We start from the raw sequence: 16,776 nt of genomic DNA, 5'->3' as shown, positions 1-16,776 counted from the left end.
GTGAGCCCCAATGCTCGATACCCTCCTGCCAATACTGATTTTCTGCGCCTTAGCTGTGATGATGCTCGGCGCCTGGCGGCGCGTGAGCCTGTGGCGCCAGGGACGGCCGTCGCCGGTACCGCTGATGCGGGGGCTGGCGGCCATGCCACGCCGCTATCTGGTCGACCTGCACCAGGTGGTCGAGCGCGACAGGTACATGTCCAGGACCCATGTGGCCACTGCCGGCGGCTTCGTGCTGGCGGCGCTGCTGGCGATCATCGTGCACGGCTTCGGCCTGCATCATCGCCTGCTTGGCTTCGCCCTGCTGGGCGCCACCGTGCTGATGTTCATCGGTGCCCTGTTCGTCGCCAGGCGTCGTCGCAACCCGCCGGCGCGACTGTCGAAGGGCCCCTGGAATCGACTGCCGAAAAGCCTGCTGATGTTCTCGGTGAGCTTCTTTGTCGTCACCCTGCCGGTGGCCGGGGTTCTGCCAGCCGACGCTGGCGGCTGGGTTCTCGCGCTGCTCCTGGCCGTTGGTGTGGCCTGGGGAGTAGCCGAGATGTTTCTCGGCATGACCTGGGGCGGGCCCATGAAGCACGCCTTCGCGGGTGCTCTGCATCTGGCCTGGCATCGTCGTGCCGAGCGCTTCTCCACAAGGGTGGGAGGGAGCGGGCGTTCGACCGGTCTCAAGGCGCTGAATCTCGACGATCCCGAGGCGCCCCTGGGTGTCGAAAAGCCTACCGACTTTACCTGGAATCAGCTGCTCGGCTTCGATGCCTGCGTGCAGTGCGGCAAGTGCGAGGCGGCGTGCCCGGCCTTCGCCGCCGGCCAGCCACTGAATCCGAAAAAGCTGATCCAGGACATGGTCATCGGCCTGGCCGGTGGCAATGACGCCAGCTTTGCTGGCAGCCCCTATCCGGGTGTTCCGCTGGGTGAGCACAGTGGTGGCCCGCACCAGCCCATCGTCAACCAGCAGGGCAAGGGGCTGGTGGGTGCCGACACGCTGTGGTCCTGTACCACCTGCCGCGCCTGCGTCGAGGAGTGCCCGATGATGATCGAGCACGTCGACGCCATCGTCGATATGCGTCGTCACCTGACCCTGGAGCAGGGCGCCACACCGAACAAGGGCGCTGACGTTCTCGACAACCTGATCGCCACCGACAACCCCGGCGGCTTTAACCCTGGAGGCCGTCTGAACTGGGCCGCCGATCTCAACTTGCCGTTGATGAGCGAGAAGAGACAGGCCGATGTCCTGTTCTGGGTCGGCGACGGTGCTTTCGACATGCGTAACCAGCGCACCCTGCGCGCCTTCGTCAAGGTGCTCAAGGCAGCAGAGGTCGACTTCGCCGTACTGGGGCTGGAAGAGCGCGACAGTGGCGATGTGGCGCGTCGTCTAGGTGACGAGGCAACCTTTCAGAGTCTGGCCAAGCGCAACATTGCCAGCCTGGCGCAGTACCGCTTCAACAAGATCGTGACCTGCGATCCGCACAGCTTCCATGTGCTGAAAAATGAGTACGGTGCCCTGGGCGGCAATTATCAAGTGCTGCACCACAGCACCTATATGGGCGAGTTGATCGCCGGCGGGCAGCTCAACCTCAGTCAGCACAAGGGGGGGAGCGTCACCTACCACGACCCCTGCTATCTCGGTCGCTACAACGGCGAGTACGAGGCGCCGCGAAACGTGCTCAAGGCCATCGGCATCGAGGTCAAGGAGATGGAGCGGTCCGGCTTCCGCTCGCGCTGCTGTGGCGGTGGTGGCGGTGCACCGATTACCGACATCCCCGGCAAGCAGCGAATCCCCGATATGCGTATGGAAGATATCAAGGAAACCGGTGCCGAGCTGGTGGCCGTGGGCTGCCCGCAGTGCACCGCGATGTTCGAAGGCGTGGTCGAGCCTCGCCCGCATGTCAAAGACATTGCCGAGCTGGTCGCAGACGTATTGATTGAAGCGCCCGCGCCGGTGAGGAAAACGTCAGCGGCCAGCCCCGATGTCCTGGAGGTGCACTGATGAGTGATATTATCCGCCGCGACCCACGAAGCGAGTGGATCGCCCGTAACCGCCTGCATCCACTGCACGCCTCGCTGCAGGCACTCGGGGCTAGCTGGGTAGGGCCAAGCGGCCTGATCCGCAAGAACCCCCATGCCGTTGCCTTTGTTGGTCCCAATGGGCTCAAGCGCATCGATCGTAGCGGTGCCCAGCAAGGTGGCGGCGGCAAGCGAGCAAGTATCAGCGCGGCGGCACAGCTGCCGCTGCACATCATCGAGCAGCCGTCCTTTCACATCGTGGTGGTACCGGACATGGTCGGCGGTCGCCTGAGCAGTCATGACAAGGACCTGCTCGGCCTGGCCAGCATGCTGGCCGGTAGTGAGGGCGCGGTGGTCGCGGTGGTCTTCGGGGAGCACAAGGAAAGCGCCTTCGACACCGCAGGCGTCGACCGCCTGCTGCATATCCAGGGCGAGGCCTTCGTGGGCTATACCCCGGAGCAGCGGATCATGGCCCTGCGGGCGGTGGATGACCAGCTGGCCCCGCGCCACTGGTTGTTCCCGGATAGCCGCACCGGCGGAGGGGAGCTCGGTCGTCGGCTGGCGGCCAAGCTCGGTGAGCGTCCGGCCACACGCGTCTGGCAGGTGGCCGACGGCCAGTGCATCGGCCGCGCCGGTGCGGGCCAGCAAGATCTGGCTCGTCGTGCACCGCGACTGATTCTGGCCGCGGCCGAGTGCGCCGATCCGGTGGGCGAGACCCGTCACGAAGTCCGCGCCATCGAGCTAGAGGGCACGCTCGCCCACAGCTTGACGCGCATCGACAACCTCGGCGCCGTGGCGGTCGATCCGGCGTTGACCCCCATGGCCGAAGCCGAATTTATTCTTTCCGGTGGCAACGGTGTCCGGGACTGGGAGCTGTTTCATCAGGCCGCCGAGGTTCTTGGTGCTACCGAAGGTGCTTCACGGGTGGCGGTCGACGATGGGTTCATGCCACGCGATCGTCAGGTCGGCGCGACCGGTACCTGGGTCACTGCGCGGGTCTACCTGGCGGTGGGGATCTCCGGTGCGGTTCAGCACCTTCAAGGCATTGCCACTTGCGACAAGGTGGTGGCCATCAACAAGGACCCCGGCTGTGACATGGTCAAGCGCGCCGATCTTGCCGTGATCGGCGACTCGACGGCGATTCTTCAGGCGCTGATCGAGCGTGTGAGCGAGTACCGTCAAGGAGACCTACGCGATGTCGCATGATCCGTTGAACGTCATCACCCTGGTTTCCGTCGGTGCGCACCCGGTCACGGGCCGCGCCCGGCGTGCCGAGCAGGATGCCCGCGCCGTCGACCTGGGGCTAAGCCTGGCGGGCAAGGAGCTCCACCTATTGCACGCCGGTGACCCCCAGGCGGAGGCCCTGCGTGCCTATCTGGGCATGGGGTTGGCGGAAATGACCGTGCTGCAACAGCCTCCCCAGGCCGATGTCTTGCCGGCGTTGGGTAATTATCTGCGGCATGCCGGCGCTCAGCTGGTGCTGACCGGCAGCCAGGCGGAAACCGGAGAAGGTTCCGGCATGCTGCCCTACCTGCTTGCCGAACAGCTTGACTGGCCGCTGATAGTTGGCCTGGCCGAGGTGGAAAGCGTGACGGGGGGCGTGGCTCAGGTGTTGCAGGCCCTGCCTCGTGGCCAGCGTCGCCGCCTGCAGGTGCGCTTGCCCTTTGTGGCCAGTGTCGATAATGCGGCCCCCGAGGCCAGGCAAAGCGCCTTTGGCCCAGCCCGGCGCGGGCAGTTACAGCAGCAGGAAGTGGCGGTGGTTGAGGACGCGCTGCTTGAAGAGGCGCAGCTGCAACCTGCACGGCCAAGGCCGAAACGTCTCAAGGTGATCAAGGCCAAGACCGGTGCCGAGCGGATGAAAGCAGCTACCGCCAAAGCCTCGGCCGGTGGGCAGGTGCTTACCGACATGACGCCTGAACAGGGCGCCGAGGCGATATTCGCGCTGCTCAGAGGGGAAGATGTGCTGCGCTAGCCCGCCTGCTGTATCAGTATCGCGAGTTTGGCCTGCTGCCTTGATGTCTCGATTAGATATGGCAGTGACTCATGGAGAACAGTGCCGTCGTGTACAGGCGCTATGGTCAAGATGCGGAGCTTCCGCTTCAAACAACAAGTTGAAGGAGATCAACAATGACTGCAGTCAACCGTGGAGTCATCTACACGGGTTCCGGTAGTGTCGAGGTCCAGTCAATCCCTTTCCCCGAGCTGGCACTGGGCAGTCGCAAGTGTGAGCATGGCGTTATTCTGAAGGTTGTTGCGACCAACATCTGCGGTAGCGATCAGCATATGGTGCGTGGTCGCACCACGGCTCCGGAGGGAATGGTCCTGGGACACGAGATTACCGGAGAGGTGATCGAGTGCGGGCGTGATGTGGAGTTTATCAAGACTGGTGATATTGTCTCCGTACCCTTCAACATCGCCTGTGGACGCTGCCGCAACTGTAAAGAGGGCAAGACCGGAATCTGCCTCAACGTCAACCCTGCCCGTCCGGGCGCCGCCTATGGTTATGTGGATATGGGGGGCTGGGTCGGCGGTCAAACCGAGTATGTCATGGTGCCCTATGCGGACTTTAACCTGCTGAAGTTCCCTGACCGTGATATCGCTATGGACAAGATCCAGGATCTGACGCTTCTGTCGGATATTTTTCCCACCGGCTTCCACGGCTGCGTGACCGCCGGGGTAGGGCCGGGCAGTACCGTCTATATTGCCGGTGCCGGCCCTGTAGGACTGGCGGCAGCGGTCTCGGCACAGTTGCTGGGGGCGGCCTGCGTCATCGTCGGTGACATGAACCTGGAGCGTCTCGAGCAAGCAAGAAGCTTCGGCTGTGAGACCCTGGATCTGCGTCAGGATACGCCCATGGCGGAGATGCTCGAGCCTATTCTGGGTGAGCGCGAGGTGGATTGTGCAGTGGATGCCGTCGGCTTTGAGGCACGCTGTCATGGCCATGACCACTCGCACGAGCAGCCAGCCACGGTGTTGAATGCCTGTATGGATATCACCCGTGCCGGTGGACAGATTGGCATTCCGGGACTTTACGTCACCGAGGACCCGGGGGCCGTAAGCGATGAGGCCAAGAGCGGAAACCTGTCGTTGCGTCTCGGTCAAGGGTGGGCCAAGTCTCACTCCTTGCATACCGGCCAGTGCCCAGTGATGAAGTATCATCGCCAATTGATGCAGGCGATATTATTCGAACGGGTACAGATTGCCAAGGCGGTCAATGTGCAGGTTATTTCACTGGATGAGGCGCCTCAGGGCTACACTGACTTTGATGGCGGCGTTGCCAAGAAATTTGTCATCGATCCCCACGGCAGCCTTTAAGCGATACAGATACAAACGATCTGGCCCGCATTAACGCGGGCCAGCTTGTTACTGATACTGGAAGCTTTGTGATTAACGAGTGGAAGCACCAAGGTGGTGTAGCATGCGCTCGCTGTACCAGTCGACGAAATCGATGACGCCGAACTCGAAGGTCTTGGAGTAAGGGCCTGGCTGATAGGCCTTCGAGTTGATCCCGCGCTGGTTTTGTTCGGCCAGGTGGCGGTCCTGGGCGTTGGTCGCATCCCAGACTTTGCGCAGCTGTTCGGGGTCATAGTCGACACCCTCGACGGCGTCCTTGTGCACTAGCCACTTGGTCGTCACCACGGTCTTCTGTGGTCCCAGCGGCAGGACGCGGAACACCACAGCGTGATCGCCCAGAATGTGACTCCACGAGTTGGGGAGATTCAGGATACGCAGCGAGCCCATGTCAGGGTTGGTAAACCGGCCCATCAACTTCTTGCAACCTTGCTTGCCGTCCATGGTCATCGATACGGTGCCTTCCTGCAGCGGCGTGCGGGTCAGGCGGTTACGCTTGCCGAAACGCTGGAGCTGCCAAGGTATGTTTTCGCTGTCCCATTCGGCCTGCTTGCGCGCAACCAGCGCTTTATAAGCCGGCGTCGCGCGAGGGTCGTCGCTATCGTCGAATTCCTGCAGCGAGTTGAGCAGTTCCGGGTGGGCGCCGTTGCAGTGGTAGCATTCACGGTTGTTTTCAATCACCAGCTTCCAGTTGGCTTGTTCAACAATGCTGGACTGAGCAGCAACCTTCACGTTATTCATCTGGTGGGGCTCTAGGTAGTGCTCCAGCGTCTCCAGAAGCTCGTCGATCACCGGTGGCTCGTCGCCCAGGTTGATGAATATGAAGCCGCCGGCGGTCTCGACGCTGACCGGCTTGAGCCCGTAGCTGGCGAGATCAAAGTCCTCCCCCATATCGCTACCAGCGAACAACAGGCGGCCGTCGAGCTCGTAGGTCCACTGGTGGTAGCCGCAGACTAGCTTGGCAACCTTGCCTTTCTCTTCCAGACACAGCCGTGAGCCACGGTGGCGGCAGACGTTATGAAAGGCGTGGATGCGGTTTTCGGCACCACGCACGATAATCACGGGATTGTCGCCAATATCCACGGTGATGAAGTTGCCCTTGGCGGGGATCTCACAGGTCATTCCGGCAAAGAGCCACTCCTTCTCGAAGATCTCTTTCATGTCGAGAGAAAAGGTCTGGGCATCGTTATAAAAAGGTTGGGGAAGCGAGAAGCCGGGAGCCCGGCTGCTGAGCAGAGTAGTGGCGACTTCTCGTGCACTGGTCAGGTGGCTATCAAAGTGGGAGCTTGCAATTAGGTTCATGCCGGAGGTCCTCGAAATCACCGTCTCTCTACGAGAGTGATGCCAGGTTGCTGGAAATTTATTATTAATTTTGAGTGTGGGGTTTGTGGTGAAGGTCCGGTTGTCTGCCGGCGACACCGAGTGATACCCCAGCGACGTATTTGGCGAGGCGCTTCTCTTTGGCAAGATGTGCAAGGCATGTTTATGTCGCTGACAGATAAGTCAGTCGCCCAGTGCATGTTCAGAATCAAGGCACGATGGGGTTGAGCCGTAGTGACTGCTATGGCCCAGCGAAGCCTAGCCGCGGTAATTCCAGGTAGAAATGACGATGTCAATGAGCTTCTATAATCCGATCACTACTCAGACCTGGTCTAATGGAAGGCACCTGGTGCGCTGTGTCAAGGTGATACACGAGACACAGGATGCGAGCACCTTCTGCTTCATGGCCGAGCAGCCGGTGATGTTCTTTTTCAAGCCGGGGCAGTTCGTCACGCTGGAGCTGGAGATTGAGGGTGAGCAGATCATGCGCTCCTACACCATCTCCAGTTCTCCGTCGGTTCCCTACAGCTTCTCCATCACCGTCAAGCGAATGCCAGGGGGCAAGGTTTCCAACTGGCTGCATGAAAACCTCAAGGCTGGCGATAAGTTGGCGGTACATGGCCCTGTGGGTAACTTCAATATTATAGATTTCCCCGCCGAGAAAGTGTTGTTTCTTTCCGGGGGCGTAGGTATAACGCCACTGATGTCGATGACCCGTTGGCTCTTCGATACCAACGCCGATGTCGATGTCGAGTTTATTCATAGCGCTCGTTCCCCACGCGATGTGATCTATCATCGTGAGCTGGTGCACATGTTTTCGCGAATTCCCGAGTTCAAGCTACATGTTGTGTGCGAGAACAAGATTGATATCGGCGAGGCGTGGGCCGGGTATCGTGGCTACTTGACCCAACCGATGCTGGAGCTGATGGCGCCGGATTATATGGAGCGAGAGATTTTCTGCTGTGGCCCTACGCCATATATGAGCGCAGTGAAGCGGATCCTTCATGATAACGGCTTCGATATGAACCATTATCATGAGGAGTCCTTTGGTGCCACGCCGATCGAGGTAAAGGAAGACGTGCTGGAGCTTGCCGAGCAAGCCGAGGCTGACGCTGAACAGCTCGATTATGCTGAAATGTTCAGCATCGAATTTGGGGGCTCGGGCAAGAGTGTACATATTCAACCCGACGAAACTGTGCACGCCGCAGCGTCCAAGCTCGGTTTACACATCCCCAAAGCATGCGGGATGGGAATCTGTGGCACCTGTCAGGTTAAGCTCACCTCCGGTGAGGTGGAGATGGATCATAATGGCGGTATCACCGACGAGGATATTGAAGAGGGATACATCCTGTCATGCTGCAGCAAGCCTAAGAGCGATGTGGTGGTGGATTTTTAGAGGGACTCACGTAAAACAAATCATAAATATCTATAATTATCTGGAGGACATTCACATGAGCTCTACCAATAACAATGCTCTTCTTCCGGCAGTTGTCGCCACTGCAGTCGCACTCACCCTTGGCGGAATTACACTTAATGCCGAAGCTGCCACTCTCCGCCTAGCCACTGACTCGGGGACTCAGGGCTCGCCGGCGGGCGATACTCTCGACGAGTGGAGCCGTCTGATCGAGGAAAAGTCGGACGGAGAAATCGAGGTTGAGGTCTACTATCAGAACCAGTTGGGTGGCCAGCAGGAGGTCTTCGATCTGCTGGTTGCCAACGGCATCGACATGATGCTCAGTTGGCCAATGACCTCCTACGACAAGCGTATCGGGGTCGTCTACACCCCTTACATGACTCTCTCGTGGGACGAGGCCATCGAGGCTTACAGCCCGGGCGGTTGGGTTAACGAGCTTCTCGGCGATATCTTCGCCGACATCGGCTTGAAGTTCTTCGGCCCGTGGCCCGAGGGCTTCAACGGCGTAGCCTCCCGCGATCAGTATGCCTTAAATGTCGAGGGTGCAGAAGGGATGGTCGTGCGCACCATGACCGTCTTTCCGGCGGCCCAGACCATGCAGGCATTAGGCTATCAAACCGCCGCTATCGATTGGGGCGAGGTCTATACCGCCCTGCAAACAGGAGTCGTGGATGGTGAGGCGGGCAACGTCATTTTCTGGCCCTATGAGTATTTTCGCGACACCTTGGACTACTACGTCCATACCAAGCATTTTTTCATGACTGGTGTCTTGGTTATGAATATGGAGTCTTATGACAGTCTGAGTGATGAACATCAGGAGGTGGTCAGCGAGGCGGCTCGAGAGGTCATGGATCAGCAGTTCATTAATGCTCGCGACCGTGACGAGTACTATATCGAAAAATCCCAGGAAGAGGGCATGGAGTATTTCGAACTTCCTGAAGAGACCCTCCACGACTTTGCGCGCCGGGCCCGTGAGCAAGTCTGGCCACTCATGGAGGAGGAGCTAGGTAGCGAGATCATGGATACCATTCGGGCCAACGCTACGTCGCTGTGACGCTCATTCGCCTGAATTACTGAACACCGGTGCCGGCCCATAATACGGGCCGCATCTCTTTGCGAGGGTCGCTTATGTCCCCCTTCTTAAAGGCATTGGACGAGAAAGTCGGCTTGCTACTCAATACGGTCGCCTTCGTGACTAGCCTACTCACCGTCGGGCTGATGCTTTTCCTCATCCTGGCTCGCTACGTCTTCGGCTGGTCGTTAGTTGGGGTTCTGGAGTTGGTGATGTTGGCTGGAATGTGGCTTTACATGACGGGGGCGATGATCGCCAGCCGGAATCGAGAGCATCTGGTAGTGGACTTCCTTGAGTTGCAGTTACGCGATGCACGAATCATGGCACTACACAAGATTCTAGTGGCGATAATCGTCACTATCATTAGTGCCTGTTTTGTTTACTGGGCCCAGCGAATGCTGGCTTGGGGCGTACAGCGTCCTCAGCACACTCCTGAGTTGTCGATCCCGCTGTGGGTCTCCCAGGCGGCAATTATGATCGCGAGCGTAGGCTGCTTTTGTTATTCACTTCGCGATATCTGGCAGGGCATTAGAGATCTGAAGGCTTCCCGCGCCAACCATGCAATGACCAGGGAGGAAGCCTGATGGAAGGTTTGTTTGCGATCCTGCTTCTGCTGATATTAATGGGGCTCGGTGTACCCGTTGCCTGGTCATTCGCTGGCGTACTGACCTATCTGGCTGTGGCTTATGACTCCAACCTGGACATCTTGATGATGCAGGGTTTTCGTTCGTTAGATTCGGTGGTCCTGATCGCCTTGCCGTTGTTCGTGTTGACGGGATATTTGATGCAAAGCGGTGGGATTGCCAGTCGGCTAGTTACCTTTATTGAGACGTTGGTAGGTAAGCGTCGCGGTGGAATGGGCGCCTCCATGGTGCTGGCTTCTGGAGTATTTGGCGCCATTGCTGGTACTGCCACCGCTGCAGTGGCCTCTATTGGTACCATTATGGTTGGTCCGCTAGAGAAGCGAGGCTATCCTCGAAGCTACTCTTCGGCGCTACTTGGGATTTCCTCGCTGCTGGGAATCATGATCCCGCCGTCGATTACCATGATCCTCTTCGCAGTGGTGACGCGGCAGTCAGTGGCAGCGCTGTTTGCAGCCACGGTGGGTCCAGCATTGTTATTGATTCTGGGGCTGATTTTTTTCAATCGCCTGGCGGCAGGAAGGTTCTTTCAAGAGATAGCTAGCGAGGGGCTAGCGGCTGGTAAAGCACCGGCCAAGGGAGTGGCGACCTGGCGAGCGTTACCGGCACTAAGTTTGCCTGTTATCATCCTTGGCGGCATATATGGTGGTGTCTTCACGCCCACTGAAGCAGCAGCGGTAGCGGCCTTCGCAGCCCTTGCTATCGGATTTTTGATCTACCGTGATCAGACCATCAAGCAATTTGCACAAAGCGTGGTCGCCGCTGCAGAGACAACCGGATCGATTGTTTTAATTTTGCTTTTTTCCTTCATGATCGGTCGCATTCTTGCTTTTGAGCGCGTACCGCAAGACCTTACTGAGTTGATCATGACTCTGATTCGCGATCCATTGCTGATCCTGATAGCAGTAAACATTTTTCTGGTGCTCGCCGGAGCAATACTTGATGATGTGTCAGTGACAGTTGTTGTGGCACCGCTTTTCCTTCCGTTGATGGTTGATACCGGGGTTCACCCTGTCCACTTTGGCGCCATTGTTGCTTGCTCAGTGGTGATCGGGGCTAATAGTCCTCCGGTAGCACCTATCCTCTATATGGCCTGCCGGATAGGGCGGGTATCAATTCACAAGGTTTTCGCGCCTTCATTGTTGCTTATCGCCTTCGTCGGTATACCCGTGATGCTGATCACGACGTTTGTGCCAGAGCTTTCCTTGTGGTTGCCAAGACGCTTAGGATTTCTTTGAATTCAATAATTCTCAAGTGATCCAGTTGGGGGCGCCTCGATAAACCTCATGGTTGCGGCAGTGGAGATACTCGTGGCCAAGATCCTGAATCCGTGAGTCTGGCCCCCTGAAAAGCTTCTAACCTACTAACCTGCATGGCAATGTAGCAGATGTCGCCATTCACCCGGGCTGTTCCCTGCCCAACGTCAAGTTCTGCGCCAGGCGCAGTGGAAACAGACCGTCTCAAACCACGACAACAGCAAAGCTGAATACGTCGTCAAGCGTGTGATGCGCCTAGTGGAGCGCACCGCTGACCGCGATGGACAGTGGCTGATCGAACCGGGATATGAGCTGGAAGGCTGGTGGACCAGCCTGGGCGAGTCGCCGGAGGCGGTGATCAAAGCCATCAGGCGCATGCCACTCATGAGCAGTTTCACAGTGGGATCAAGACCAATCTCGATCTGGAGCGGCTGCCCTCGGGCAAGTTCGCCACCAACGACCTGATCCTGCATCTCGCCCAACTGGCCTACACATCCTGCGATTGATGGGGCAGCTGGGCATGACCGGCGAACTAACTTCGGTCCGCCATCCCGCCAAGCGGCAACGGACACTGGCGGCGTTGCAGGAGTTGGTGCACCGTGCGGCCCTCGTGACTCACAAGGCGCGGCAGATCTTCCTTGACTTTGGGCAGAGCATTGGTTGCATAACGCTGTTAAACACCCTTCGAAGCCGCCTGTGCTATTCGCGAGGCACGTTTTGCTGATCGCCTGTCGAACAAGAATTGGCGGCAGTGTCCGGGTGCCGGTTCGCCCGGACTGGGGATCGAGATCCATCCAGAGATCTCGGCGACCCGGTGGTCGTCTATCGGTAGCCACCGCCTGACGACGGAAGGCCCCGGCAGCTCGGTATGCCGGGGCCTGATCCGGTTTCTGCACCAATCAGCGTGAAACAGGCTGAGCCCGGTGCAGGCTGGATAAACGAGCCTGCGAGCTCCGCCGGCCGTTTCCCGGTGAAAGGCGATAAACCTGATTCTTGTGGGCTGCGACGGCCTTCGACAGAAACTGCGCCAGACGCGGCGTCACTCTATTCCGTGCAGGGCCTTCCAGTTGCCCGGATAGAGGGCATAGCCGAACAGCGCATGGCCGCCGTAGACTAGCTCGGTGCCCTCGGGGATCCACAGCATCTGGCCGGGCGCGACGCGGTGGGTCTCGCCGTCGGCGGTGACCTCGAGCTTACCCTCGATGACGAAGATCACCTCGTCGTAGAGCAGCGTCCAGGCCACCTCGGCGCCTTCCCAGCGGGCGAAGCCCGCCCCAAGGGTCGCGCAGGGCGGTCTCCACGGTGCGGCCGATCTCGGCATGCCCGGGCGGCCCGCCGCGATGTCGGAACTGCGTCTCACGATGGTCGAACTTGATGGCGCGGATGGGGGTATCGCTCATGGCGGTCGGTATCCTTAGAGTTCGCTGCGACTCGCCCACGCCGCCTGCTTCATGCGCGTCTTCACGCCGAGGCTCAGGAAGGGCTCCGGCGGATTGAGCGCCGGCTTGCCGGAGACCGCCAGCATGTCGGCCAGCTGGCTGGAGTCCTCGCCGGTGGCGAGCTCCGCCAGCAGCTTGCCGGAGATGGTGCCCCGAGCCGCCCCGACGCTCTGATGGACGCCGGACATCCAGGCCAGGTCGCCGACCTTGCCGAAGAAAGCGGTGTAGTTGCGAGACAGCCCGCAGGCCCCGCCCCAGGTGGCCGTGAAGGGCACCTGGGCGAGTTCGGGATAGCGCGCCTCGAAGGACGCCCGGTGGCCCTGGCGAATACGGGTCCGCTCGGCCAGGTCGTCGTGGTAGCGCGGCACGAAGCGGTACTGGTTGCGGATGATCAGCCGCCGGTCCGGGGTCAGCCGCACCGTGGTGCCGGCATGGTCGGCGGGGGTCAGGCCGAAGTGATGGGGTGCGGCGGAGAAGAGGCCCATTTCTTCGTCGGTCAGTTCCCGGGTCATGCTGGCGAAGGTCATCACCGGCAATACCCGGTGCTTGAGGAAGCCGAATTCCTGGGCATAGATGTTGGAGCCCAGCAGCAGGTTGGTGGCACGCACCTCGCCTTCCGGCGTGGTGGCGCACCACTTGCCCCCACCGCGGTTCAGGCTCACCACTGGGGTGTGTTCAAAGAGCTCGGCGTTGTCCGGCAGGGTCTCGCCGAGGCCGCGCACCAGGGCAGCGGGCTGCATCAGGGCGGTGTTGGCGGTGTAGATGGCCGCGGCGTAGTGGCGGGTGCCGATAATCGGTGCCAGCGCGTCACGCTCCAGGCGCCGATAGGGATAGTCGAAGTCGCGGAGCAATGTCTCGTAGTGGTCGAGGTACTTGAGACCGCGCTCGCCTACCGCGCCCTGATATTTGCCGGCCCGGGACCAGCCGCAGTCGATGCCGTGGCGCTGGACCAGGGTCTCGAGGTCGTCCACCGCCGCGCGGTTCAGCGACAGCAGCTTGTGCTTGCGCGCCATGTCGCCGCCCTCGAGATCGCGCTTGTGGGGCAGGTCGATGACGAAGCCGGTGTTGCGCCCGGAAGCGCCTTGGCCCACGCGCAGGGCCTCGAGCAGCACCACGCGATCACTGGGGCACAGCTCGGCGACGCGGCGCGCCGCGGCCAGGCCGGTGAAGCCGGCGCCGATTACCAGCCAGTCGGCGCTCTCACGGCTATTGAGGCGACGCGCCGGGGCCGGGGCGTCGAGCAGCTGATACCAGCCGTTGCAGTTGTCGTCACGGGGAAGGATGGCGTTTGACATCTCGGACCTCTGCCGCGCCGGGGCGCGACGTCATCGCCGGGCGGGCCCGGCGGTTTGCAAGAAGACGGCGCCAACAGGCGCCGCATGTCGTGTCGGCTGGATCAAGCCACCTGGGCCTGGCCGCAGGCTTTGACCCAGTCGCTGCGCCGGGCCATGGCCGTCTCCCCCACCAGGGCGAAGCCCAGCAGCCGGCCGGTGGCGTCATATCCGCCGGCCTCGATGCCGTCGGTGGTGGCGGTGACCCGCCAGTTGACCTCAGCCTCGGCGGGCGGCACCACCACGCAGACCGGCGCCGCCGGGGTCTTGACCATCACCGGCATCACCGGGTAGCTGACCGCCGTCGGTGTGCCCGTCAGCGTCGCCGCCAGGGCCCGGATGCCGGCGTTGATCGGCGCGAGATACGGCAGTAGCTGGCCGTCGATCTCCACGGCGTCGCCGAGGGCATAGACATCCGGCAGCGAGGTGGCCAGATGGTCGTCCACCCGGATGCCGCAGCCGCAGTCGGCGCCGGCCGAGAGGGCGAGGGCGGTATTGGGCGCCAGGCCCACGGCGCTGACGACGAGATCCGCCGCGAGCTCGCGGCCGTCGGTCAGGGTCAGCCGGTAGCCGTCGTCCTCGGCGGCCACACTTGCCACCGAACGCTCCAGGTGCCAGCCTACGCCGAGCCGGGAGAGCGCTTCGCGCAGTACCTTACTGCCCGCCTCGGGCAGCAGCCGCGGCAGCGGCCGCTGGGCCAGGCCTACCACCGCGACTTCGTGGCCGGCCTGGGCCAGGTCGTTGGCGAACTCGCAGCCGATCAGGCCGTCGCCGATGATCACCACCCGCGCCTCGCGGCCCAGGCCGTCGAGGCGCTCACGCATCTCGCGATAGTCGCCCCGGTCGTTGACCGAGAGCAGTGCGCCCGCCTCGCCCGCCACGGGGATGCGGATCGGGCTTGCGCCGGTGGCCAGCACCAACTGGCCGTAATCCAGCTCGCCGAGCCGGGTGGTGAGACACTTGCGCTCGGCATCGATACGCTGCACCGGACAGAAGGCATGCATCCGGAGGTTCAGGCGCCGCTCTATGGAAAGCGCTGGCTCGTCGAGCAGCGCCTCGGCGTCCTTGCCTAGGGCGAAGGCATTGGACAGCGCCGGCTTCGAGTAGAGGCCGCCATCATCGGCGGTGATCACATGGATCTCGCGCTCGGCGTCCCGGGCCCGCACTGCCTCGGCCAGCCCGTAACCGGCATGGCCGCTGCCGATGATCACCAGCGGCTCCTGGGCGTTGGTGGAGACAGCGGCAGCGGCCGCCGGGACGGCCACCGCATCGACCAGGGGCGACGAAGCCACAGGGGCGGCGGCAGGCGTGTCATCGGTGATCTCGATCATCTCGAAATCCGCCTTGCCCACGCCGCAGTCCGGACACAGCCAGTCCTCCGGCACGTCCTCCCAGCGGGTACCGGGAGCGATGCCGTCGCTGGGCCAGCCCTCGGCCTCGTCGTAGATCAGGCCGCAGATGATGCAGAGCCACTTCTTCATCGGGACCTCCTTCACGCGCCCTTGACGCGGACGGCGATGTTGCGGGTCTGGACGTAGCTGTAGAGCGCTTCCTGGCCCTTCTCGCGGCCGAAGCCGGAGAGCCCCACGCCACCGAAGGGCGTCTCCACGCCGCCGGCGAACCACTCGTTGATGAACACCTGGCCGCCGCGCAGGCGCCGCGCGGTGCGCAGGGCGCGATTCAGGTTTTCATCGAAGACCCCGGCCACCAAGCCGAAGGCGGTGCCGTTGGCCAGTTCGACGGCCTCGTCCTCGGTGTCGAAGGGATGGATCACCAGCACCGGGCCGAAGACCTCTTCCTGGAAGATCTCGCTGTCCACGGCCACGTCGGTGAACAGGGTCGGCTGCATAAAGTAACCATCGGTGCCCGAGACCCGCTCGCCGCCGGTGATGCAGGCGGCGCCGGCCTCGATGGCGCGGCGGCACATGGCCTCGACCTGCTCGAGCTGGTCGCGCGAGACCAGCGGGGTCAGGTCGGGGTTGTTGACGCCGGGGCCGATGGACAGGCCTTCGGCAAGTTCGCGGGCGCGCTCAACCACCTCGTCGAAGCGCGAGCGATGCACCAGCAGGCGCGACATGGCCGAGCAGACCTGGCCGGCGTTGAAGAAGATGCCCGCCTTGACACTGTCGATGACCTGCTCGATGTCGGCGTCGGCGTGCACGATGGCGGCGGACTTGCCACCCAGCTCCATCACGCTCGGCGTGGCGCGCTCGGCGGCGTCGCGTAGGATGCGCTGGCCGGTAGGCACCGAGCCGGTGAAGACGATCTGGTTGGCATCGCGATGCTTGACCAGATGGCTGCCGACCACCGAGCCCTTGCCGCACAGCAGGTTGACCGCGCCCTTCGGCAGGCCAGCGCGCTCGCAGGCGGTCATCAGGAAGGTCATCGCCAGCGGCGAGATCTCCGGCGACTTGATCACCACGGCATTGCCGGCGGCCAGCGCCGGGGCCAGGGAGCGGGCACAGATCGACGGCGGGAAGTTCCAGGGCACGATCTGCAGCGAGACCCCCATGGGCTCATAGCTGGTGAAGTCGACGTAGTCGTCGCCCAGCGGAATCGAGGTGCCCTCGATCTTGTCGGCCATGCCGGCGTAGTACTCGAAGTAGCGGGCAGCCTCCTCGAACTCGCCGCGGGCCACGTCCAGGGACTTGCCGTTCTCGCGGCACAGCACCAGGGCTGCCTCCTCGGTCAACGCCTTGATCTCCTTGGCGATGGCCAGCAGCCAGGTGACTCGCTGGGCCGGGCGCACCGAACTCAGCGCGCCCGACGCCACACAGCGCCGCGCCGCCGCCATGGCCGCGTCGGCGTCCTCGAGGCCGGCCTCGGCGATCTCGGCATAGGGCTCGTCGGTGGCCGGATCAGCGACCACTAGCCAGGTGTCGGCGCCTACCCAGGCGCCGTCGATATAGTTGTAGTAGCGGTCGAATGTGCTCATCAGGGCTCCGGAA

General features: G+C 61.8%; 13 protein-coding genes and 2 pseudogenes. 9 read left to right on the top strand and 6 right to left on the bottom strand.

The genetic code is table 11. From position 1 onward, the window contains the following. Positions 1-10 precede the first annotated feature (10 nt). The 4 genes from dgcB (at position 11) to fdhA (ending at position 5,319) form a co-directional block, all read left to right on the top strand. On the top strand, positions 11-1,987 hold the full coding sequence (dgcB, locus tag IOC61_RS15310) for a dimethylglycine demethylation protein DgcB (protein WP_195689590.1): 1,977 nt from the start codon (positions 11-13) through the stop codon (positions 1,985-1,987). After that, on the top strand, positions 1,987-3,210 hold the full coding sequence (locus IOC61_RS15305) for an electron transfer flavoprotein subunit alpha/FixB family protein (RefSeq protein ID WP_195689589.1): 1,224 nt from the start codon (positions 1,987-1,989) through the stop codon (positions 3,208-3,210). Before dgcB ends, IOC61_RS15305 begins: the two co-directional genes overlap by 1 nt. Further along, positions 3,200-3,976: an electron transfer flavoprotein subunit beta gene (locus IOC61_RS15300; protein WP_195689588.1), complete on the top strand. Its 777-nt coding sequence runs from the start codon at positions 3,200-3,202 to the stop codon at positions 3,974-3,976. The genes IOC61_RS15305 and IOC61_RS15300 overlap by 11 nt, the downstream gene beginning before the upstream one ends. A 155-nt stretch (positions 3,977-4,131) precedes the next feature. Then, a complete protein-coding gene (gene fdhA, locus IOC61_RS15295; RefSeq protein WP_195689587.1) occupies positions 4,132-5,319 on the top strand; it encodes a formaldehyde dehydrogenase, glutathione-independent in 1,188 nt (395 codons plus the stop codon). Positions 5,320-5,391: 72 nt separating this feature from the next. Here the strand turns inward: fdhA and IOC61_RS15290 are convergent, their stop codons facing one another. Beyond that, positions 5,392-6,657, bottom strand: a complete 1,266-nt coding sequence (locus tag IOC61_RS15290; RefSeq protein ID WP_195689586.1) for an aromatic ring-hydroxylating oxygenase subunit alpha — start codon at positions 6,655-6,657, stop codon at positions 5,392-5,394. Between the two features lie 307 nt (positions 6,658-6,964). On the opposite strand from IOC61_RS15290, the gene IOC61_RS15285 reads away from it, so the two are divergent. The 5 genes and pseudogenes from IOC61_RS15285 to IOC61_RS17980 form a co-directional block, all read left to right on the top strand. After that, positions 6,965-8,071, top strand: coding sequence for a hybrid-cluster NAD(P)-dependent oxidoreductase (locus IOC61_RS15285; RefSeq protein ID WP_195689585.1), 1,107 nt, complete (start codon positions 6,965-6,967; stop codon positions 8,069-8,071). Between the two features lie 55 nt (positions 8,072-8,126). Continuing rightward, a complete protein-coding gene (gene dctP / locus IOC61_RS15280) occupies positions 8,127-9,143 on the top strand; it encodes a TRAP transporter substrate-binding protein DctP (protein ID WP_195689584.1) in 1,017 nt (338 codons plus the stop codon). A gap of 74 nt (positions 9,144-9,217) precedes the next feature. Continuing rightward, complete coding sequence (locus IOC61_RS15275; protein ID WP_195689583.1) at positions 9,218-9,745, top strand: TRAP transporter small permease; 528 nt, start codon at positions 9,218-9,220, stop codon at positions 9,743-9,745. After that, on the top strand, positions 9,745-11,040 hold the full coding sequence (locus IOC61_RS15270) for a TRAP transporter large permease (protein ID WP_195689582.1): 1,296 nt from the start codon (positions 9,745-9,747) through the stop codon (positions 11,038-11,040). The genes IOC61_RS15275 and IOC61_RS15270 overlap by 1 nt, the downstream gene beginning before the upstream one ends. 195 nt (positions 11,041-11,235) lie before the next feature. Then, a pseudogene (locus IOC61_RS17980) lies at positions 11,236-11,782 on the top strand (IS1380 family transposase); the annotation flags it as partial. A 315-nt stretch (positions 11,783-12,097) separates the two neighbouring features. On the opposite strand, the gene IOC61_RS15260 reads toward IOC61_RS17980, so the two are convergent. The 5 genes and pseudogenes from IOC61_RS15260 to IOC61_RS15245 form a co-directional block, all read right to left on the bottom strand. After that, the gene (locus IOC61_RS15260; RefSeq protein ID WP_324254730.1) at positions 12,098-12,301 is read right to left on the bottom strand and encodes a cupin domain-containing protein; all 204 of its coding nucleotides are present in this window, start codon (positions 12,299-12,301) and stop codon (positions 12,098-12,100) included. 171 nt (positions 12,302-12,472) lie between these two features. Beyond that, a complete protein-coding gene (locus IOC61_RS15255) occupies positions 12,473-13,792 on the bottom strand; it encodes an NAD(P)/FAD-dependent oxidoreductase (protein ID WP_195689580.1) in 1,320 nt (439 codons plus the stop codon). A 101-nt stretch (positions 13,793-13,893) separates the two neighbouring features. After that, positions 13,894-15,159, bottom strand: a complete 1,266-nt coding sequence (locus tag IOC61_RS15250) for an FAD-dependent oxidoreductase (RefSeq protein ID WP_229333196.1) — start codon at positions 15,157-15,159, stop codon at positions 13,894-13,896. Continuing rightward, positions 15,148-15,309: pseudogene (locus tag IOC61_RS17720) on the bottom strand (rubredoxin); the annotation flags it as partial. The pseudogene IOC61_RS17720 and the gene IOC61_RS15250, both read right to left, overlap by 12 nt. 11 nt (positions 15,310-15,320) lie before the next feature. Continuing rightward, positions 15,321-16,763, bottom strand: a complete 1,443-nt coding sequence (locus IOC61_RS15245) for an aldehyde dehydrogenase family protein (RefSeq protein ID WP_195689578.1) — start codon at positions 16,761-16,763, stop codon at positions 15,321-15,323. Between the last annotated feature and the right edge of the window lie 13 nt (positions 16,764-16,776).

It is taken from the genome of Halomonas sp. KAO, assembly GCF_015595025.1.
Lineage (GTDB): Bacteria > Pseudomonadota > Gammaproteobacteria > Pseudomonadales > Halomonadaceae > Halomonas.
This window is presented reverse-complemented; position numbering and strand designations above follow the sequence as displayed.